Annotated in this window: 19 protein-coding genes; 10 read left to right on the forward strand and 9 right to left on the reverse strand. The window is 56.5% G+C overall.

What is annotated here, in order from left to right; all coding sequences use genetic code 11:
* Window positions 1-212 precede the first annotated feature (212 nt).
* The 4 genes from CYG50_RS00290 to intI1 all read right to left on the reverse strand — a co-directional run bounded on the left by CYG50_RS00290 (window position 213) and on the right by intI1 (window position 6147).
* Window positions 213-1217 carry an IS110-like element IS5075 family transposase gene (locus CYG50_RS00290; RefSeq protein ID WP_000427614.1) on the reverse strand — a complete coding sequence of 335 codons (1005 nt, stop codon included), beginning with the start codon at window positions 1215-1217 and terminating at the stop codon, window positions 213-215.
* A 78-nt stretch (window positions 1218-1295) separates the two neighbouring features.
* Entirely contained in the window at window positions 1296-4268 is a 2973-nt protein-coding gene (locus tag CYG50_RS00295) for a Tn3 family transposase (protein WP_001138073.1), read from the reverse strand.
* 2 nt (window positions 4269-4270) lie between these two features.
* Window positions 4271-4828, reverse strand: coding sequence for a recombinase family protein (locus tag CYG50_RS00300; protein WP_001162012.1), 558 nt, complete (start codon window positions 4826-4828; stop codon window positions 4271-4273).
* A 305-nt stretch (window positions 4829-5133) separates the two neighbouring features.
* The gene (intI1, locus tag CYG50_RS00310) at window positions 5134-6147 is read right to left on the reverse strand and encodes a class 1 integron integrase IntI1 (protein ID WP_002075255.1); all 1014 of its coding nucleotides are present in this window, start codon (window positions 6145-6147) and stop codon (window positions 5134-5136) included.
* A gap of 152 nt (window positions 6148-6299) precedes the next feature.
* On the opposite strand from intI1, the gene CYG50_RS00315 reads away from it, so the two are divergent.
* The 4 genes from CYG50_RS00315 (at window position 6300) to CYG50_RS00330 (ending at window position 9012) form a co-directional block, all read left to right on the forward strand.
* Window positions 6300-7040 carry a subclass B1 metallo-beta-lactamase IMP-4 gene (locus CYG50_RS00315; RefSeq protein WP_015060105.1) on the forward strand — a complete coding sequence of 247 codons (741 nt, stop codon included), beginning with the start codon at window positions 6300-6302 and terminating at the stop codon, window positions 7038-7040.
* Between the two features lie 231 nt (window positions 7041-7271).
* Window positions 7272-7604: a quaternary ammonium compound efflux SMR transporter QacG2 gene (gene qacG2 / locus CYG50_RS00320; RefSeq protein WP_015063357.1), complete on the forward strand. Its 333-nt coding sequence runs from the start codon at window positions 7272-7274 to the stop codon at window positions 7602-7604.
* A 126-nt stretch (window positions 7605-7730) separates the two neighbouring features.
* Entirely contained in the window at window positions 7731-8285 is a 555-nt protein-coding gene (locus CYG50_RS00325; protein ID WP_003159191.1) for an aminoglycoside N-acetyltransferase AAC(6')-Ib4, read from the forward strand.
* Between the two features lie 94 nt (window positions 8286-8379).
* Window positions 8380-9012: a type B-3 chloramphenicol O-acetyltransferase CatB3 gene (locus CYG50_RS00330; RefSeq protein WP_000186237.1), complete on the forward strand. Its 633-nt coding sequence runs from the start codon at window positions 8380-8382 to the stop codon at window positions 9010-9012.
* A 71-nt stretch (window positions 9013-9083) separates the two neighbouring features.
* Here CYG50_RS00330 and ltrA read toward each other — a convergent pair whose 3' ends face one another.
* On the reverse strand, window positions 9084-10415 hold the full coding sequence (gene ltrA, locus CYG50_RS00335; protein ID WP_069625236.1) for a group II intron reverse transcriptase/maturase: 1332 nt from the start codon (window positions 10413-10415) through the stop codon (window positions 9084-9086).
* 679 nt (window positions 10416-11094) lie between these two features.
* Between ltrA and CYG50_RS00340 the strand changes: the two genes are divergently transcribed.
* The 3 genes from CYG50_RS00340 to CYG50_RS00355 all read left to right on the forward strand — a co-directional run bounded on the left by CYG50_RS00340 (window position 11095) and on the right by CYG50_RS00355 (window position 12903).
* Window positions 11095-11442 carry a quaternary ammonium compound efflux SMR transporter QacE delta 1 gene (locus CYG50_RS00340; protein ID WP_000679427.1) on the forward strand — a complete coding sequence of 116 codons (348 nt, stop codon included), beginning with the start codon at window positions 11095-11097 and terminating at the stop codon, window positions 11440-11442.
* Complete coding sequence (gene sul1 / locus CYG50_RS00345) at window positions 11436-12275, forward strand: sulfonamide-resistant dihydropteroate synthase Sul1 (RefSeq protein WP_000259031.1); 840 nt, start codon at window positions 11436-11438, stop codon at window positions 12273-12275. Before CYG50_RS00340 ends, sul1 begins: the two co-directional genes overlap by 7 nt.
* Before the next feature lie 127 nt (window positions 12276-12402).
* Window positions 12403-12903 carry a GNAT family N-acetyltransferase gene (locus CYG50_RS00355; RefSeq protein ID WP_000376623.1) on the forward strand — a complete coding sequence of 167 codons (501 nt, stop codon included), beginning with the start codon at window positions 12403-12405 and terminating at the stop codon, window positions 12901-12903.
* Window positions 12904-13208: 305 nt separating this feature from the next.
* Here the strand turns inward: CYG50_RS00355 and CYG50_RS23685 are convergent, their stop codons facing one another.
* Window positions 13209-13322: a hypothetical protein gene (locus CYG50_RS23685; protein ID WP_001297012.1), complete on the reverse strand. Its 114-nt coding sequence runs from the start codon at window positions 13320-13322 to the stop codon at window positions 13209-13211.
* An 87-nt stretch (window positions 13323-13409) separates the two neighbouring features.
* Between CYG50_RS23685 and CYG50_RS00365 the strand changes: the two genes are divergently transcribed.
* The gene (locus tag CYG50_RS00365) at window positions 13410-14174 is read left to right on the forward strand and encodes an IS6-like element IS6100 family transposase (protein ID WP_001389365.1); all 765 of its coding nucleotides are present in this window, start codon (window positions 13410-13412) and stop codon (window positions 14172-14174) included.
* 492 nt (window positions 14175-14666) lie between these two features.
* On the opposite strand, the gene mphR(A) is transcribed toward CYG50_RS00365, so the two are convergent.
* The 3 genes from mphR(A) to CYG50_RS00390 are packed head-to-tail and all read right to left on the reverse strand — an operon-like array spanning window position 14667 to window position 17391.
* Complete coding sequence (gene mphR(A), locus CYG50_RS00380; RefSeq protein WP_001137892.1) at window positions 14667-15251, reverse strand: macrolide-binding transcriptional repressor MphR(A); 585 nt, start codon at window positions 15249-15251, stop codon at window positions 14667-14669.
* Window positions 15251-16489: a phosphorylated macrolide efflux MFS transporter Mrx(A) gene (gene mrx(A), locus CYG50_RS00385; RefSeq protein WP_000004159.1), complete on the reverse strand. Its 1239-nt coding sequence runs from the start codon at window positions 16487-16489 to the stop codon at window positions 15251-15253. Before mrx(A) ends, mphR(A) begins: the two co-directional genes overlap by 1 nt.
* The gene (locus CYG50_RS00390) at window positions 16486-17391 is read right to left on the reverse strand and encodes an Mph(A) family macrolide 2'-phosphotransferase (protein WP_000219387.1); all 906 of its coding nucleotides are present in this window, start codon (window positions 17389-17391) and stop codon (window positions 16486-16488) included. The genes mrx(A) and CYG50_RS00390 overlap by 4 nt, the downstream gene beginning before the upstream one ends.
* 517 nt (window positions 17392-17908) lie before the next feature.
* Here CYG50_RS00390 and CYG50_RS00395 point away from each other — a divergent pair.
* The gene (locus CYG50_RS00395) at window positions 17909-18109 is read left to right on the forward strand and encodes a hypothetical protein (RefSeq protein WP_148241588.1); all 201 of its coding nucleotides are present in this window, start codon (window positions 17909-17911) and stop codon (window positions 18107-18109) included.
* Window positions 18110-18487: 378 nt separating this feature from the next.
* Window positions 18488-18691: a hypothetical protein gene (locus tag CYG50_RS00400; protein WP_000553518.1), complete on the forward strand. Its 204-nt coding sequence runs from the start codon at window positions 18488-18490 to the stop codon at window positions 18689-18691.
* Window positions 18692-18784 lie beyond the last annotated feature (93 nt).

The raw sequence follows: 18784 nt of genomic DNA on the forward strand, positions 1-18784 counted from the left end.
GTTGGCTTGCTTGAATCTATCCGGCGTCTGAATGGGATTTTATTCCCGCGCCTCGATGAGTTCCGCGCCTGATGAACCTCCAGAAAATATACGGCTTCAATGAGCCTTTCCGTTTTACAGGTTCCTCAACAGGCCGGTGGGCCGTTAGTATCATCAATATCAGTATTCGCAAAACCAGATGAATGATTGTTTAAACTGGTGTATTTCTGCCTTTATGCTTCGTAAGTTTGCTGTCGCGCCGTCAGTGCCCAGGCTATTCTGGCCAGCTTGTTTGCCAGAGCACAGGTGACGACAAAGTTGCTTTTCCGACACAACAACTCCCTGACCCAGTCGGCCAACTTGCCAGACTGGTGTTCCAGTTTTTGTATGAATACCCTGGCACACTGAACCAACAAAGTTCGGATCTTTTTGTTGCCCCGCTTGCTAATCCCTAACAATGTCGTCCGACCTCCCGTGCTGTACTGTCGGGGTACCAGCCCTGTTGCCGCCGCAAAGTCACGGCTGCTGGCGTACTGCTTCCCGTCGCCAATCTCAGTTGAAATAGTACTGGCAGTCAGCGTTCCAACGCAGGGAATACTCAGCAAGCGCTGTCCAACCTCATCTTCGTCCAACTTTCGTTTCAACTGAGATTCCAGATCTTTAATCTGCTCAACAAGATAGTGATAATGCTGTTGTAATTTCAGCAGTAACTGGCTGAGATAAAGAGGCAAACTACTGTCCTCAAGAAGGGTACTCAGTCGACTAATAACGGCAGCACCTCGCGGAACGCTGATACCAAATTCCAGCAGAAAAGCATGCATCTGATTAGTTGTTTTCACCTTATCCTGAACCAGGGATTCACGGACACGATGCAGAGCTCGCATTGCCTGCTGAGATTCGGTTCTGGGCTGCACGAAACGCATAGATGGACGTGATGCTGCTTCACAGATAGCTTCAGCATCAACGAAGTCATTTTTGTTGCTTTTAACGAATGGGCGGACAAATTGCGGTGATATCAGCTTTGGAAAATGCCCTAACTCTGCCAGCTTGCGTGCCATAAAGTGAGAACCGCCACAGGCTTCCATCGCGATGGTTGTTGCCGGGCATGTCGCCAGAAATTCGATTAGCTTTGGTCGGGTGAATTTTTTACGGTAAACGGCCTTCCCACGATGATCCTGACAATGAATATGGAAAGAGTTCTTACCCAGATCGATACCAATAAGCGCAATGTTTTCCATGATGGTTCTCCGAATGAAAGCCTGTCCTCAGCATAGTACTGGGAAGGAGGGAGTGACCATCTCATTAAATAAAGCACGCTAAGCCGGTGGCAGCGGTCGCAATGGCCTAAACTTCCCCGCACCGACCTTGGCGCTGCTGCGCCATAGGTAATCGCCGGTCAGGTTGATGTGCTCCCACCCCAGCGGCGACAGATATTGCAACAATGTGTCGTCCAGCGCCGTGCCGTTGCCACGCAAAGCACTGGTGGCACGCTCCAGATATACCGTGTTCCACAACACGATGGCCGCCGTCACCAGATTGAGGCCGCTGGCCCGGTAGCGCTGCTGCTCAAAACTGCGGTCGCGGATTTCACCCAATCGGTAGAAGAAGACCGCCCTGGCCAGCGCGTTGCGCGCCTCGCCCTTATTCAGCCCCGCATGGACGCGGCGGCGCAGCTCCACGCTTTGCAGCCAATCCAAAATGAACAGCGTGCGCTCGATGCGCCCCAGCTCGCGCAACGCCACGGCCAAGCCGTTCTGGCGCGGGTAGCTGCCGAGTTTGCGCAGCATCAGCGAAGCCGTTACCGTGCCTTGCTTGATGGAGGTGGCCAGCCGCAGAATTTCATCCCAATGGGCGCGTATTTGCTTGATGTTCAGCCTGTCGCTGCTAATCATCGGCTTGAGCGCGTCATAGGCGGCATCGCCCTTGGGGATGAATAGCTTGGTTTCGCCCAAGTCACGGATACGCGGCGCGAAGCGAAATCCCAGCAAATGCATCAAGCCAAACACGTGATCGGTGAAGCCTGCCGTGTCGGTGTAGTGTTCCTCGATGCGCAAGTCCGACTCGTGGTACAGCAGGCCATCAAGCACGTAAGTTGAATCACGAATGCCCACGTTGACCACCTTGGCACTGAAGGGCGCGTACTGGTCGGAGATATGGGTGTAGAAAGTCCGTCCTGGACTGCTTCCATACTTCGGGTTGATATGACCAGTGCTTTCTGCTTTGCTGCCGGTTCTGAAGTTCTGGCCGTCCGACGATGACGTGGTGCCGTCACCCCAGTTGCCGGCGAAGGGTTGCCGAAACTGCGCATTCACCAGCTCGGCCAGCGCCGTCGAATAGGTTTCATCGCGGATGTGCCAGGCTTGCAGCCAAGACAGCTTGGCGTAGGTGGTGCCAGGGCAGGACTCGGCCATTTTGGTCAGACCCAGGTTGATCGCGTCGGCCAGGATCGTCGTCAACAGCAAGGTTTTGTCCTTGGCCGTGTCGCTGGTCTTCAGGTGTGTGAAGTGGCGGGTGAAGCCCGTCCATTCATCGACCTCCATCAGCAACTCGGTGATTTTGAGGTGCGGCAGCAGCATAGCTGTCTGGTCGATCATGGCTTGCGCGGCGTCTGGTACTGCCGCGTCCAGCGGCGTGATCTTCAGGCCTGACGCGGTGGTGATGATGGCATCCGGTAAGTCGTTGGCCGCAGCCATGCGGTTGACTGTGGCGAGTTGCGCCTCCAACAATTCCAACCGGTCATGCAGGTATTGGTCGCAGTCGGTGGCCACTGCCAGCGGCAATTCGCTGGCCAGCTTCAAAGTGGCGAACTTCTCGACCGGCACCAGGTATTCGTCGAAGTCCTTGAACTGGCGAGAACCCTGCACCCAGACATCACCGGAGCGCAGCGCGTTCTTCAGCTCCGACAGGGCGCATAACTCGTAGTAACGCCGGTCGATGCCGTCGTCGGTCAGAACCAGCTTTGCCCAGCGCGGCTTGATGAATGCGGTTGGCGCATCGGCGGGCACCTTGCGCGCGCTGTCGCTGTTCATGCCGCGCAGCATGTCGATGGCATCGAGCACACCCTTGGCGGCGGGCGCAGCCCGCAATTTGAGCACGCCCAGGAACTGCGGCGCGTAGCGGCGTAGCGTGGCATAGCTTTCACCGATGTGGTGCAGGAAATCAAAGTCGGCAGGCCGCGCCAATGTTTGCGCTTCGGTGACGCTGGCGGCGAAGGTGTCCCAGGGCATAACGGCCTCGATGGCGGCGAACGGATCGCTGCCGCTTTGCTTGGCCTCAATCAACGCTTGACCGATGCGCCCATACATCCGCACCTTGTCGTTGATCGCCTTGCCGGAAGCCTGGAACTGCTGCTGATGCTTGTTCTTGGCCGCGTTGAACAGCTTGCCGATGATGCGATCGTGAAGGTCGATGATTTCATCGGTGACGGTGGCCATGCCTTCGATGGCCAGCGCTACCAGCGTGGCATAGCGTCGTTGCACCTCGAACTTTGCCAGATCAGCAGGCGTCATCTGGCCACCTTCACGAGCGATTTTGAGCAGGCGGTTCTGGTGAACCTGCCGCTCGATGCCTGCGGGCAGATCAAGTGCTTGCCAGGATTTCAGGCGCTCAATATGTTCGAGCATGTGGCGAGAGTTCGGTTTGGCAGGCGACTGGCGCAGCCATGCCAGCCACGTCACTTTACTGCCGTCCTTGCGCTTGAGAAGTTCGTCCAGGCGCTGACGGTGGGGTGATAACAAAGAATCGGTCAGCGCCGCGTAAATGCGTCGGTTGGCACGGGTGATGGCCTCGGCGCTTGCGCGCTCGATGGCATTCATGGCGGGCAGGATAATGCTCTGCCGCCGCAGATTCTCGACAAGTGCGCTCGCCAGCACGATGCCTTTGTCGGTCTGCAAGGCCAGCTCGGTCAATGTATGCACGGCTTGCCGATAGTGGCTCATGGTGAAGGGCTTGAACCCAAAAACCGTTTGCAGCTCGACCAAGTGCTCCCGCCGTGTCTGTTCGCGCTGGCCGTACTCGCTCCAACTTTCCACTGGCATCTTGAGTTGCGCGGCCACCATGCGCAACAGGGGCGGAAACGGAGGCTCATCGACGCCCAAAAAGGTGCCAGGGAATCGCAAGTAGCAAAGCTGCACAGCGAAGCCCAATCGATTCGCGGCGCCGCGACGCTGACGGATCACCGACAGGTCGGTTTCGTTGAACGTGTAGTGCCGTATCAGTTCGTCTTTGGCATCTGGCAGTGCCAGCAGGCTTTCGCGCTCGGTGGCGGACAGGATTGAGCGGCGTGGCATGGTCAGTCTTCCCGCAGGTACTGGTACAAGGTTTCGCGGCTGATGCCGAAGTCACGGGCCACCAAGGTTTTTTGGTCGCCTGCCGCAACTCGCCGTTTCAACTCGGCAATTTGTTCGCTGTTCAGCGATTTCTTTCGTCCCCGGTAGGCACCGCGCTGCTTGGCCAGCACGATTCCCTCGCGCTGACGTTCGCGGATCAGGGCGCGCTCGAACTCAGCGAAGGCTCCCATGACCGACAGCATCAGATTGGCCATCGGTGAGTCCTCGCCGGTGAACTTCAGCCCTTCTTTGACGAACTCCATGCGCACGCCCCGTTGTGTCAGCCCTTGGACGATGCGGCGCAGGTCATCAAGGTTGCGTGCCAGCCTGTCCATGCTATGCACCACCACGGTGTCGCCCTCGCGGACGAAGGCCAGCAGCCTTTCCAGCTCGGGACGCTGGGTGTCCTTGCCAGAAGCCTTGTCGGTGAACACCCGCGCCACCTGAACACCCTCCAATTGCCGTTCCGGGTTCTGGTCGAAGCTGCTGACGCGGACATAGCCGATGCGTTGACCTTGCAAGATGCCTCCAAAGGCAAAAGTGTCAGGATGAAATCTATTACCTTTGACGGAATATGTCAATCAATAGGAAATTTAACTCTATTCTGACATCGTTTGCACATGGTGTCGTTTTCAGAAGACGGCTGCACTGAACGTCAGAAGCCGACTGCACTATAGCAGCGGAGGGGTTGGATCCATCAGGCAACGACGGGCTGCTGCCGGCCATCAGCGGACGCAGGGAGGACTTTCCGCAACCGGCCGTTCGATGCGGCACCGATGGCCTTCGCGCAGGGGTAGTGAATCCGCCAGGATTGACTTGCGCTGCCCTACCTCTCACTAGTGAGGGGCGGCAGCGCATCAAGCGGTGAGCGCACTCCGGCACCGCCAACTTTCAGCACATGCGTGTAAATCATCGTCGTAGAGACGTCGGAATGGCCGAGCAGATCCTGCACGGTTCGAATGTCGTAACCGCTGCGGAGCAAGGCCGTCGCGAACGAGTGGCGGAGGGTGTGCGGTGTGGCGGGCTTCGTGATGCCTGCTTGTTCTACGGCACGTTTGAAGGCGCGCTGAAAGGTCTGGTCATACATGTGATGGCGACGCACGACACCGCTCCGTGGATCGGTCGAATGCGTGTGCTGCGCAAAAACCCAGAACCACGGCCAGGAATGCCCGGCGCGCGGATACTTCCGCTCAAGGGCGTCGGGAAGCGCAACGCCGCTGCGGCCCTCGGCCTGGTCCTTCAGCCACCATGCCCGTGCACGCGACAGCTGCTCGCGCAGGCTGGGTGCCAAGCTCTCGGGTAACATCAAGGCCCGATCCTTGGAGCCCTTGCCCTCCCGCACGATGATCGTGCCGTGATCGAAATCCAGATCCTTGACCCGCAGTTGCAAACCCTCACTGATCCGCATGCCCGTTCCATACAGAAGCTGGGCGAACAAACGATGCTCGCCTTCCAGAAAACCGAGGATGCGAACCACTTCATCCGGGGTCAGCACCACCGGCAAGCGCCGCGACGGCCGAGGTCTTCCGATCTCCTGAAGCCAGGGCAGATCCGTGCACAGCACCTTGCCGTAGAAGAACAGCAAGGCCGCCAATGCCTGACGATGCGTGGAGACCGAAACCTTGCGCTCGTTCGCCAGCCAGGACAGAAATGCCTCGACTTCGCTGCTGCCCAAGGTTGCCGGGTGACGCACACCGTGGAAACGGATGAAGGCACGAACCCAGTTGACATAAGCCTGTTCGGTTGGTAAGCTGTAATGCAAGTAGCGTATGCGCTCACGCAACTGGTCCAGAACCTTGACCGAACGCAGCGGTGGTAACGGCGCAGTGGCGGTTTTCATGGCTTGTTATGACTGTTTTTTTGTACAGTCTATGCCTCGGGCATCCAAGCAGCAAGCGCGTTACGCCGTGGGTCGATGTTTGATGTTATGGAGCAGCAACGATGTTACGCAGCAGGGCAGTCGCCCTAAAACAAAGTTAGAAAAGGGAAAGTATGAGCAAGTTATCTGTATTCTTTATATTTTTGTTTTGTAGCATTGCTACCGCAGCAGAGCCTTTGCCAGATTTAAAAATTGAAAAACTTGATGAAGGCGTTTATGTTCATACTTCGTTTGAAGAAGTTAACGGGTGGGGCGTTGTTCCTAAACATGGTTTGGTTGTTCTTGTAGATGCTGAAGCTTATCTAATTGACACTCCATTTACGGCTAAAGATACTGAAAAGTTAGTCACTTGGTTTGTGGAACGTGGCTATAAAATAAAAGGCAGTATTTCCTCTCATTTTCATAGTGACAGCACGGGCGGAATAGAGTGGCTTAATTCTCAATCCATCCCCACGTATGCGTCTGAATTAACTAATGAGCTGCTTAAAAAAGACGGTAAGGTTCAAGCTAAAAATTCATTTGGCGGGGTTAACTATTGGCTAGTTAAAAATAAAATTGAAGTTTTTTATCCAGGCCCAGGACACACTCCAGATAACCTAGTAGTTTGGCTGCCTGAAAGGAAAATATTATTCGGTGGTTGTTTTATTAAACCGTACGGTCTAGGTAATTTGGGTGACGCAAATTTAGAAGCTTGGCCAAAGTCCGCTAAATTATTAATATCCAAATATGGTAAGGCAAAACTGGTTGTTCCAAGTCACAGTGAAGCTGGAGACGCATCACTCTTGAAACTTACATTAGAGCAGGCGGTTAAAGGGTTAAACGAAAGTAAAAAACCATCAAAACTAAGCAACTAAATTTCTAACAAGTCGTTGCAGCATCGTGCGCTGCGCGCACTGGACAGTTTTTAAGTCGCGGTTTTATGGTTTTGCTTCGCAAAAATATTCCATAAAACCACAACTTAAAAACTGCCGCTGAACTCGGCGTTAGATGCTTTGCTGTGCGCACAAATTTCGGCCAGCAACAAGACTGTTTTTTTTCTTAAATCGAACCTAAAATTTATTCGCGGAACTCCATGGATAAATATTTTGAAAAATTGGTTATTTCTGGCTACGTCCATTATTTTTGAGGTCATTGCAACCTCTGCGCTCAAGTCTAGTGAGGGCTTTACTAGGTTAGTACCGTCTTTTATCGTCGTAGCGGGATACGCTGCTGCTTTTTATTTCCTGTCGCTGACACTCAAATCGATTCCTGTTGGAATCGCCTACGCAGTTTGGTCGGGCCTCGGGATCGTCTTGGTCACTGCGATTGCATGGGTTTTGCATGGTCAAAAACTAGATATGTGGGGATTTGTTGGTGTCGGCTTCATTATCAGCGGCGTTGCTGTGCTCAACTTGCTATCTAAGGCAAGTGTTCACTAAAACGGTCGCATCTAACCATTCCGTCGAGAGGGACCGCCCACAAGCTGCGCTTGCGGGTTCCCTTCGCGGCTTCGCCGCTACGGCGGCCCCTCACGTCAAACGTTAGGCATCACAAAGTACAGCATCGTGACCAACAGCAACGATTCCGTCACACTGCGCCTCATGACTGAGCATGACCTTGCGATGCTCTATGAGTGGCTAAATCGATCTCATATCGTCGAGTGGTGGGGCGGAGAAGAAGCACGCCCGACACTTGCTGACGTACAGGAACAGTACTTGCCAAGCGTTTTAGCGCAAGAGTCCGTCACTCCATACATTGCAATGCTGAATGGAGAGCCGATTGGGTATGCCCAGTCGTACGTTGCTCTTGGAAGCGGGGACGGATGGTGGGAAGAAGAAACCGATCCAGGAGTACGCGGAATAGACCAGTCACTGGCGAATGCATCACAACTGGGCAAAGGCTTGGGAACCAAGCTGGTTCGAGCTCTGGTTGAGTTGCTGTTCAATGATCCCGAGGTCACCAAGATCCAAACGGACCCGTCGCCGAGCAACTTGCGAGCGATCCGATGCTACGAGAAAGCGGGGTTTGAGAGGCAAGGTACCGTAACCACCCCAGATGGTCCAGCCGTGTACATGGTTCAAACACGCCAGGCATTCGAGCGAACACGCAGTGATGCCTAACCCTTCCATCGAGGGGGACGTCCAAGGGCTGGCGCCCTTGGCCGCCCCTCATGTCAAACGTTAGACGGCAAAGTCACAGACCGCGGGATCTCTTATGACCAACTACTTTGATAGCCCCTTCAAAGGCAAGCTGCTTTCTGAGCAAGTGAAGAACCCCAATATCAAAGTTGGGCGGTACAGCTATTACTCTGGCTACTATCATGGGCACTCATTCGATGACTGCGCACGGTATCTGTTTCCGGACCGTGATGACGTTGATAAGTTGATCATCGGTAGTTTCTGCTCTATCGGGAGTGGGGCTTCCTTTATCATGGCTGGCAATCAGGGGCATCGGTACGACTGGGCATCATCTTTCCCGTTCTTTTATATGCAGGAAGAACCTGCATTCTCAAGCGCACTCGATGCCTTCCAAAAAGCAGGTAATACTGTCATTGGCAATGACGTTTGGATCGGCTCTGAGGCAATGGTCATGCCCGGAATCAAGATCGGGCACGGTGCGGTGATAGGCAGCCGCTCGTTGGTGACAAAAGATGTGGAGCCTTACGCTATCGTTGGCGGCAATCCCGCTAAGAAGATTAAGAAACGCTTCACCGATGAGGAAATTTCATTGCTTCTGGAGATGGAGTGGTGGAATTGGTCACTGGAGAAGATCAAAGCGGCAATGCCCATGCTGTGCTCGTCTAATATTGTTGGCCTGCACAAGTATTGGCTCGAGTTTGCCGTCTAATCGGGTAGCCGAGGGTTTCTAGCCCTCAGCCCCCACAACACCCTGCATGCGGCTCCGCACAGGGCGTTTCACTAAGAGTGGTGAAGCTTAATCCAACCATCGCGCAATGCGTACAGACCCTGAGATTTTAAGTAAGCATTTGATAATGCCTGATTAATTCCCGGAGTTTTAGAGCTGCGCCATGGGCCTTTGCTGGTAATACCGCATGCAACTGCAGCCTGTACATGAACACCCAGCCGCATTAAGTTTCTTACTTTAGTGCGTGGCTTGCGCCACTGTCGCCAATAGGCCATTCGCACCCTGCGCCGGATCCAATGATCCAGCTCAACGCAGTGCTGATAGCCACTGGCAATACCAAAGTAGTTTATCCAGCCGCGTAAATATTGGCTGATCTTAAATAGCTGGTATTTCATTGACACGCCCCAGTTGCGATTCGTGAGTTTGCGAACATTCTGCTTAAATTTCAGCAGCGTTTTCGGATGCCAATGAATGCGATTCGCCTTGAACGTAAAGCCCAAGAACTGGCTTTCATTGGTTTTAACCACACGACTTTTGTTAGTGTTGACCACTAACTTCAAACGGTTTTGCAAGTACTGACTGATACTGCGCAACACGCGTTCTCCAGCTCGCTGGCTCTTCACTAGAATCGTGAAATCATCCGCGTAGCGGGCAAACTTATGACCGCGTTTTTCAAGTTCTTTATCCAAAGAGTCGAGCATGATATTCGCCAGTAACGGCGACAATGGCCCACCTTGCGGTACACCCACTCGACTCTCACCTTTGAACTGATTATCGATAAACCCAGCTCTCAGGTAACGTTTAATCAGTCTAAGCAGACGTTTGTCTTTCACCTTGTCGCCAAGGCGCGTCATCAGTAGATCGTGATTAACTCGGTCAAAGAACTTCGACAGATCAACATCCACCGCGAAGCGGCGTCCTTCCTTGATGATGCTCTGTACCTGCTTAACCGCTTGCTGCCCATTACGACCTGGACGGAATCCAAAACTGTGTTCAGAAAACTCAGGGTCGAAAATAGGTGTTAATACTTGGGTAATGGCTTGTTGGATTACACGATCAGTAACGGTTGGAATACCCAGCTGACGAGTGCCGCCATCTGGTTTAGCTATTTCAACACGCCTTACCGGTGAGGGTTGATAACAGCCTGTTACCAGTTGTTGTTTCAATGCTTTCCAGTTGCCGGATCTTACCCAAGCGGGGAATTCATCGATGGTCATGCCATCGATGCCAGCGGCCCCTTTATTGGCTCGAACGCGTTTCCATGCCGCAGAGAGGTTATCTTCCTGCAGCACGTGCTCGAATAGATCGTTGCTAAAGGCTGGCTTCATATCGCTACGCTGAGTCACGTCATCGCCGGACGGCGTTCGTGTGTTCAAGTGTGACAAGGCTCCTCCTTTGTTCTTAATGTTCAGGCCTTCACCGTGTCCCAACCATTACGATGGGCGTTTGGCTACTATGCCGTCTGCTGACTTCTGCTTAATCACTCACAGAGTTGCCTCTGTTCGCGCTATCGGTTTGCATCTAATTCGCTCTCCAAGGTCGATACATTCCTTAGAGCCAAGGCACTTATTAACCAGAGCCTCACTGGTGGATTACCGATCGCTTGTTAAGCAGATCTCCCCAGATAAGAGCATGTACTGTCACTGCACTGCTGCATCATTTACGGTGGCCGTTAGATCACATGGCTTCGTTGTCTTGTGCCAACTCGCCTTCAGCCTACGCCTCATATGATGTTTTTGTTCATCAGCTCGCAGCTTTGCGTCCGGCTTCCTCCAGACAACTCCTCGCGGAGCCGCCCTTGCCATTCGCTAGTAGTTAACATCTAATAACGATCATAAATCGCTAAGGATGGTGACCTTCCTACAGAGGACTTTCACCTCATTAGTTCATGCCCATGCTGGGCGTACACAATTCAATCAAGCCGATGCCGCTTCGCGGCACGGCTTATTTCAGGCGTTAGATGCACTAAGCACATAATTGCTCACAGCCAAACTATCAGGTCAAGTCTGCTTTTATTATTTTTAAGCGTGCATAATAAGCCCTACACAAATTGGGAGATATATCATGAAAGGCTGGCTTTTTCTTGTTATCGCAATAGTTGGCGAAGTAATCGCAACATCCGCATTAAAATCTAGCGAGGGCTTTACTAAGCTTGCCCCTTCCGCCGTTGTCATAATCGGTTATGGCATCGCATTTTATTTTCTTTCTCTGGTTCTGAAATCCATCCCTGTCGGTGTTGCTTATGCAGTCTGGTCGGGACTCGGCGTCGTCATAATTACAGCCATTGCCTGGTTGCTTCATGGGCAAAAGCTTGATGCGTGGGGCTTTGTAGGTATGGGGCTCATAATTGCTGCCTTTTTGCTCGCCCGATCCCCATCGTGGAAGTCGCTGCGGAGGCCGACGCCATGGTGACGGTGTTCGGCATTCTGAATCTCACCGAGGACTCCTTCTTCGATGAGAGCCGGCGGCTAGACCCCGCCGGCGCTGTCACCGCGGCGATCGAAATGCTGCGAGTCGGATCAGACGTCGTGGATGTCGGACCGGCCGCCAGCCATCCGGACGCGAGGCCTGTATCGCCGGCCGATGAGATCAGACGTATTGCGCCGCTCTTAGACGCCCTGTCCGATCAGATGCACCGTGTTTCAATCGACAGCTTCCAACCGGAAACCCAGCGCTATGCGCTCAAGCGCGGCGTGGGCTACCTGAACGATATCCAAGGATTTCCTGACCCTGCGCTCTATCCCGATATTGCTGAGGCGGACTGCAGGCTGGTGGTTATGCACTCAGCGCAGCGGGATGGCATCGCCACCCGCACCGGTCACCTTCGACCCGAAGACGCGCTCGACGAGATTGTGCGGTTCTTCGAGGCGCGGGTTTCCGCCTTGCGACGGAGCGGGGTCGCTGCCGACCGGCTCATCCTCGATCCGGGGATGGGATTTTTCTTGAGCCCCGCACCGGAAACATCGCTGCACGTGCTGTCGAACCTTCAAAAGCTGAAGTCGGCGTTGGGGCTTCCGCTATTGGTCTCGGTGTCGCGGAAATCCTTCTTGGGCGCCACCGTTGGCCTTCCTGTAAAGGATCTGGGTCCAGCGAGCCTTGCGGCGGAACTTCACGCGATCGGCAATGGCGCTGACTACGTCCGCACCCACGCGCCTGGAGATCTGCGAAGCGCAATCACCTTCTCGGAAACCCTCGCGAAATTTCGCAGTCGCGACGCCAGAGACCGAGGGTTAGATCATGCCTAGCATTCACCTTCCGGCCGCCCGCTAGCGGACCCTGGTCAGGTTCCGCGAAGGTGGGCGCAGACATGCTGGGCTCGTCAGGATCAAACTGCACTATGAGGCGGCGGTTCATACCGCGCCAGGGGAGCGAATGGACAGCGAGGAGCCTCCGAACGTTCGGGTCGCCTGCTCGGGTGATATCGACGAGGTTGTGCGGCTGATGCACGACGCTGCGGCGTGGATGTCCGCCAAGGGAACGCCCGCCTGGGACGTCGCGCGGATCGACCGGACATTCGCGGAGACCTTCGTCCTGAGATCCGAGCTCCTAGTCGCGAGTTGCAGCGACGGCATCGTCGGCTGTTGCACCTTGTCGGCCGAGGATCCCGAGTTCTGGCCCGACGCCCTCAAGGGGGAGGCCGCATATCTGCACAAGCTCGCGGTGCGACGGACACATGCGGGCCGGGGTGTCAGCTCCGCGCTGATCGAGGCTTGCCGCCATGCCGCGCGAACGCAGGGGTGCGCCAAGCTGCGGCTCGACTGCCACCCGAACCTGCGTGGCCTATACGAGCGGCTCGGATTCACCCACGTCGACACTTTCAATCCCGGCTGGGATCCAACCTTCATCGCAGAACGCCTAGAACTCGAAATCTAACGTCCGTTCGGGCATCGAGGTCCATGTCGGGGTGGGACGGGCCCGTGGCTTCAAGATCACTTGCAGTCCGACCGCGATGTCTTGGTTGCGCGAGAGGTTGTCGATATCCTCCACTTCCATCATCAACCCTGGATAATGCCGCCGCCGTCATCGCCGCCGACGCCCGTGCCGGGCTTTTCGGGCCTGTCAGGCTTGCTCGGCCTTCAGCCTGCCTGGGCGAGATCTCCGGCGGACGGATTAACGGCGGAGCTTCGCCGCCTTTCGTGCGTGTGAAGGCCGAAGATAGTTCTCTCAAAAACATCCGTTTATGAGAGATACCAAATGTCATTTTCAGAAGACGACTGCACCAGTTGATTGGGCGTAATGGCTGTTGTGCAGCCAGCTCCTGACAGTTCAATATCAGAAGTGATCTGCACCAATCTCGACTATGCTCAATACTCGTGTGGGCTCTGTTGCAAAAATCGTGAAGCTTGAGCATGCTTGGCGGAGATTGGACGGACGGAACGATGACGGATTTCAAGTGGCGCCATTTCCAGGGTGATGTGATCCTGTGGGCGGTGCGCTGGTATTGTCGCTATCCGATCAGCTATCGCGACCTTGAGGAAATGCTGGCGGAACGCGGCATTTCGGTCGACCATACGACGATCTATCGCTGGGTCCAGTGCTACGCCCCGGAGATGGAGAAGCGGCTGCGCTGGTTCTGGCGGCGTGGCTTTGATCCGAGCTGGCGCCTGGATGAAACCTACGTCAAGGTGCGGGGCAAGTGGACCTACCTGTACCGGGCAGTCGACAAGCGGGGCGACACGATCGATTTCTACCTGTCGCCGACCCGCAGCGCCAAGGCAGCGAAGCGGTTCCTGGGCAAGGCCCTGCGAGGCCTGAAGCACTGGGAAAAGCCTGCCACGCTCAATACCGACAAAGCGCCGAGCTATGGTGCAGCGATCACCGAATTGAAGCGCGAAGGAAAGCTGGACCGGGAGACGGCCCACCGGCAGGTGAAGTATCTCAATAACGTGATCGAGGCCGATCACGGAAAGCTCAAGATACTGATCAAGCCGGTGCGCGGTTTCAAATCGATCCCCACGGCCTATGCCACGATCAAGGGATTCGAAGTCATGCGAGCCCTGCGCAAAGGACAGGCTCGCCCCTGGTGCCTGCAGCCCGGCATCAGGGGCGAGGTGCGCCTTGTGGAGAGAGCTTTTGGCATTGGGCCCTCGGCGCTGACGGAGGCCATGGGCATGCTCAACCACCATTTCGCAGCAGCCGCCTGATCGGCGCAGAGCGACAGCCTACCTCTGACTGCCGCCAATCTTTGCAACAGAGCCCGCCGTGCTAGTCTGCTCGGTGATGGTGGAGTGAAGCCAACCCGCAATCGGGTTATGAATCTGCATCGCGATTCGCAATCAGCTGTCTCTTGAGCATGTCGAACTCCTGCGATGTTATCTCGCCGTGCTCGTGCTGCTACACCAACTTGTCCAACTCATCCGCCACACCGCTCCCCACCACCTGCGATGGCCAGGTTGTTTGCTGGGCGCATTGGCGGAGTATCGTCTCGACCCGGGACACCCACACCGGCACAACCTTACGGGAGTGATTCACTGTCAAAGAATCGGCCCGGTGCTCTGACGCAAGTATCGGGATGGTCACCATTTGTAAGCCGTAGACCTGAGTGGTGATCAAGACTTCGATACCACCGACCGTACCGGTACTAATCGACGACGGTCGTGTTCGTCGCCTGCCGCAGGGACTCTGCACACCTCCGTTTACGCATGTGCCTGGAGGAGTTGGAAATCGTCGTGTTCGGGAAACATTAAACACAGGATGGCAGCGATCTGAGCCAGCACATGATCAGCTAGCTCACCATCCGGATCGACGGCCCACTGCATCGTCGCGCCAGCGATGACCGAGTGCAGGAGCAACTCAGCTGCCGCAGGAGCACCTGGGGGCAGTCGCTTGCGGATCCCCTCCACCACCGCGCGGTTCCGCTGGATCGCAAGCGTGCGTAGCTCCGGCACCTGGAGCTCGTACCAGGAGATGAGATAGTTCACCGAGAAGTCGTTGCGAGTGTTCATGCTCCGAACGAGCACCTGCAAAAATTCCCAGAGCCCTTGCGGCCCTGCGCCTATCGGTATCGCATTCAGGTAATGCCGCACCTGCTCGACGCCGCGCTCCATCATCCTCACCAGCAGCGTATCGCGGTTGGTGAAGCGCTGGATTAACGCTGCGCGGGAGAGCCCCACCTCCTTTGCTACTCCGCTGAGCGTGAACTCTATGGGACCGCAACGCTTCAGCACTACGGTGGCGGCCTCGAGTACCTCGTCATCGGACTTGAGCTTGGGGCGGGGCATCAGTGTTCACCTTCTGTATGGGTTGGGGCGGAGGCTGTGGCTGCCGCCGCCATTGTAGCAAATTGAAGACGGAGCGAGAGTAGAGCCACGAGCCCCGCAAACACGGCCGATACAACGAGGCCAGGGAGCGGACCAGCAAGGTCGACAAACGCGCCGGCCGCAAGCATAACCATGGGCGAGGCTGACAGCATCACCGCCGAGACCGTGCCGAGTACCCGGCCGAGAAGTTCTGGCGGCGTGCGGTTGTAGATGGCAGCGTTGAGAATGGGAGAGACTGAGCCGGTCAGCAGTCCCACGAGCGCGCCCAACAACATCAGCACCGGCACGCCTGGCAACTGTGAAAGCAGAAGCGAGCCCACCGCAGAGCCACAAAATGCCACCGCCAGCCAGTTCTGCGCTGATATCCGGGCGCCGACCGACGCATGAATGGCAATGCCAAGGAGACCACCAGCCCCCATCATTGAGGAGAACAGCCCGAGCTCTGCTACTTGGCGTCCTGCATCTACAAACAGCGCAGGCATGATGACGCTGCCGTTGGCGCCAACGATGCCCACGAAGATCATCACTATACCAAAGAGAGGGCGCAGCAGGGGTTCGCTCCAGAGAAAAGCGACGCCGGCGCGCATGGAGAGAGTCGCCGTCGTGGTCATCGTCCGAGCGGCACGCGCGGGAAGCACCCACGCGCCGAGCAGACCTGCAAGGACGGAGCAGAACGCCGTCAGCCCGAGCGTTGGCGCAGCGCCAAGCAGGCCGATTGCGGCCCCCCCAAGGGCCGGGCCACCTAGAATCGCGACGTTCCCGATCACCGCTTTCAGTGACGAGACGCGCTCAACGGAGAGCCCGGCGACGTGGCCGAGTTTGGGCAGCTCACTGTCCTGCGCGGCCATACCGGGTGCGTCGAACGCGGCACCGAGCACCACGCAAGCGATCAGCCCAGTGTTCGAGAGGGCGCCAACGGCATCGAGCAGTGGGATGCTCGCCATGGCCACGCCGCCCACCACACCCGAGATCAATGCGACGGGCGCGCGCCCGAACCGATCGACGAGGCCACCACCAACCCACGCGCCGATGATGGTCGCGATGACGCTGCTAGCGGCCGTGGCGCCCGCCCAGGCCGCGCTCTTTGTATGAGACAGGACGAACCATGGAAGCGCGAGGGCCGCCACCGCGTTGCCGATCCGGAAGAGAAAGGTCGCCGCGAACAGCGTCGCGAGCGGGCTATATCGACGTTCGCTCATTCCGCTGCGGCGAGCTGCGCCTTCGCCGCAGCGAGGTACTCTTCGTTACCCGAGTCGAGGGCGAAGAGTGCGTAGGTGACCGCCCCGAACGCAAGGCGCTCCGCGATGTGGTGGGCGAGCCGCGGCCACACCCGGCCACCGGCCGCTTCATACGTGAGGAGGAGCTTCGCGAGCCCCTCTTCACCAAAGACCATAAGGTGCGCGGCCATGTCGATGGCAGGGTCATCAACGCGGGCCTCGCTCCAGTCGATCATCCCGCTGACGCGCTCCGTGTTGTCGATGAGCACATGGCCCACGTAGAGATCGCCATGCACCACCACGGAGAAATCTGGCCACGACGAATCGTCGTCGAGCCAGCGCTGCCACCGGTGGAGGCGCTTGTCGTTCACCACGAACTCGCGTCGGACGCGGTCAACGTCGTCGGCCACCTTCTGACGGGCCTGCGTCGGTGTACGGATGAGCATCCCCGCATCCACGGCGGCGGAAATGGGGACGGCATGCAGGGCGGCGAGCGCGGTCGCGAAGCTCTCCGCGAAGACCTCCGAGTCCTGCGGCACGACCCAGTCGGGCGTGGACGAACCAGGCTGGATGACCATCGCAGTCGAGTCTTCGAGCATGGGATAGGCAACGAGCTCGGCGTTGGCCACGCGCCAGTCCGGCACCGCGAACGGCAGGCGATTCTTGAGCATTGCCAGCACCCGCGCCTCTGGTTCGACCTTCGCGCTTACCTCGGCTCGGCGCGGGATGCGCAGCACCCACCGACGTCCATCGTCGACGGTGGCGATCACGATCCTATAGTCGAGCCCAAGCTCATTGACAGTCAGCGGGCCATGGAGCTTGAGCCCATGTCGGGCTGCAAGTGCGTACAGTTGGAAGGTATCGGCGGTCGTGACTACGGTCATGATTCACTCCTGAGGGCTTGACGGGTTTAGCCACCTAAATATAACAGTCACGTCGGTTATATTCAATCCTCATGCGAATCGGGGTACGACCCACAGCCCCCTCAGTACAGGTCCATCGTCACACCCGAGATCGTTGGGGTCCAGCTCCCAGTGGTTCGGAGCAACGGGCGGCAGGGCAATGATCCGAAAATTACCCCTTCCTTTGCGTCACCACAGCTTGCACCAACTGACCCTGAATTAAAAAATTGAAAAACTAACTTTTGGGTGTTGACTTAAAGCAAACCAAGCATATGCTAACCAATAGTTAGCAAATTGATTTCGCACGATGGACAACCCCAGCCGGAGGACCAGCACAACACTGGCAGCGGTGGCAACAAACCGCTTGGGGAAATAACACCGGCAACCGGGCTGACTAACCTCCCCGCTCTCCCTTGGCAAGGCTGGAATGCATGCCGACCAAGGTGAATGGAAATTAAGGCAGTGACCGGCTGACAGCTGGAAAGACAGCACAGTTGAAGTGATAGCGAACACAGCGAGTGGCGGGTCTGACTCCCCAGCCACCCACCCGGTGAAAGGCCGGGACACAACCGGGATTGCATTGCAGGTGAGCCAAGGCCCATGGGGTACCGCACGAGAGACCCGGAGACCAATGCAATCCACGGTTGTGGTGAATGGGAAGGTCTTTGCGCCAACCGGCATTCGTAGGGATGCCCCCTAGACCTCGGCCGGTGTCAGACCCGGCCACCACAACCAACCGATATGACCACCCCAAGGAGGTGATCACATCTCCCACCGCAGGGTTAAGCGGATGCCTGGTCCCGCTGTGAAGCGCCACCCAGGCCCTCGCCGAGAGGCGACCGTTTCGAATGGTAGGTCTGCCCGTGAGGGCGCACCGGTACCGACAGCAAGAACGGCTGACTCACTGTGAAGTGCTCAAGCCACCACCACAGGTGCAATGCATGTGGTTACAGCTCTCTCCTGGCCCCGTCAACGGGGCCTTTATCCCACAAGCGATAGCGGCCCGACAGCGGGTCACGGACTCCTATTGCCTGTCGTTTGTGTGATGAGACCAGTTTCTGGAAGAACGGAGGCATCCATGCACCCACGCGAGTTCATTGCCAAGCACATCAAGGCAACGCTGGAGAAGGAGGAATTTCCCCCTCATGCGGTCTCGCTGGGGGTGAAAGAAGCCACCTTCTTTTTCGACCGAACACCCAGCTTCGCAAAGGGGAAAGTGTTCGATGAGTGCCTCAAGGCGGCCCGTGCAGTAGCCAGGGTCGCGAAGAAGGCCAAGCCATGATCCGGGGAGCGGGTCATATCTCAACAAAGGGGCGAATAGAGAAAACGGAATCTATGGTCACTCCCGTTTTTGCAACACCGATTTTGACGACAA

Origin of the sequence: Providencia huaxiensis (assembly GCF_002843235.3) — a bacterium.
Taxonomy (GTDB): Bacteria; Pseudomonadota; Gammaproteobacteria; order Enterobacterales; family Enterobacteriaceae; genus Providencia; species Providencia huaxiensis.

What these genes read in the sequence shown, in the direction of transcription:
- CYG50_RS00400 (WP_000553518.1), top strand. Translation starts at nt 18,488, where the DNA reads ATGCACCCACGCGAGTTCATTGCCAAGCACATCAAGGCAACGCTGGAG.
- CYG50_RS00365 (WP_001389365.1), top strand. Translation starts at nt 13,410, where the DNA reads ATGACGGATTTCAAGTGGCGCCATTTCCAGGGTGATGTGATCCTGTGG.
- CYG50_RS00295 (WP_001138073.1), bottom strand. Translation starts at nt 4,268, where the DNA reads ATGCCACGCCGCTCAATCCTGTCCGCCACCGAGCGCGAAAGCCTGCTG.
- sul1 (WP_000259031.1), top strand. Translation starts at nt 11,436, where the DNA reads ATGGTGACGGTGTTCGGCATTCTGAATCTCACCGAGGACTCCTTCTTC.
- CYG50_RS00390 (WP_000219387.1), bottom strand. Translation starts at nt 17,391, where the DNA reads ATGACCGTAGTCACGACCGCCGATACCTTCCAACTGTACGCACTTGCA.
- intI1 (WP_002075255.1), bottom strand. Translation starts at nt 6,147, where the DNA reads ATGAAAACCGCCACTGCGCCGTTACCACCGCTGCGTTCGGTCAAGGTT.
- CYG50_RS00315 (WP_015060105.1), top strand. Translation starts at nt 6,300, where the DNA reads ATGAGCAAGTTATCTGTATTCTTTATATTTTTGTTTTGTAGCATTGCT.
- CYG50_RS00340 (WP_000679427.1), top strand. Translation starts at nt 11,095, where the DNA reads ATGAAAGGCTGGCTTTTTCTTGTTATCGCAATAGTTGGCGAAGTAATC.
- CYG50_RS00355 (WP_000376623.1), top strand. Translation starts at nt 12,403, where the DNA reads ATGGACAGCGAGGAGCCTCCGAACGTTCGGGTCGCCTGCTCGGGTGAT.
- CYG50_RS00330 (WP_000186237.1), top strand. Translation starts at nt 8,380, where the DNA reads ATGACCAACTACTTTGATAGCCCCTTCAAAGGCAAGCTGCTTTCTGAG.
- CYG50_RS00290 (WP_000427614.1), bottom strand. Translation starts at nt 1,217, where the DNA reads ATGGAAAACATTGCGCTTATTGGTATCGATCTGGGTAAGAACTCTTTC.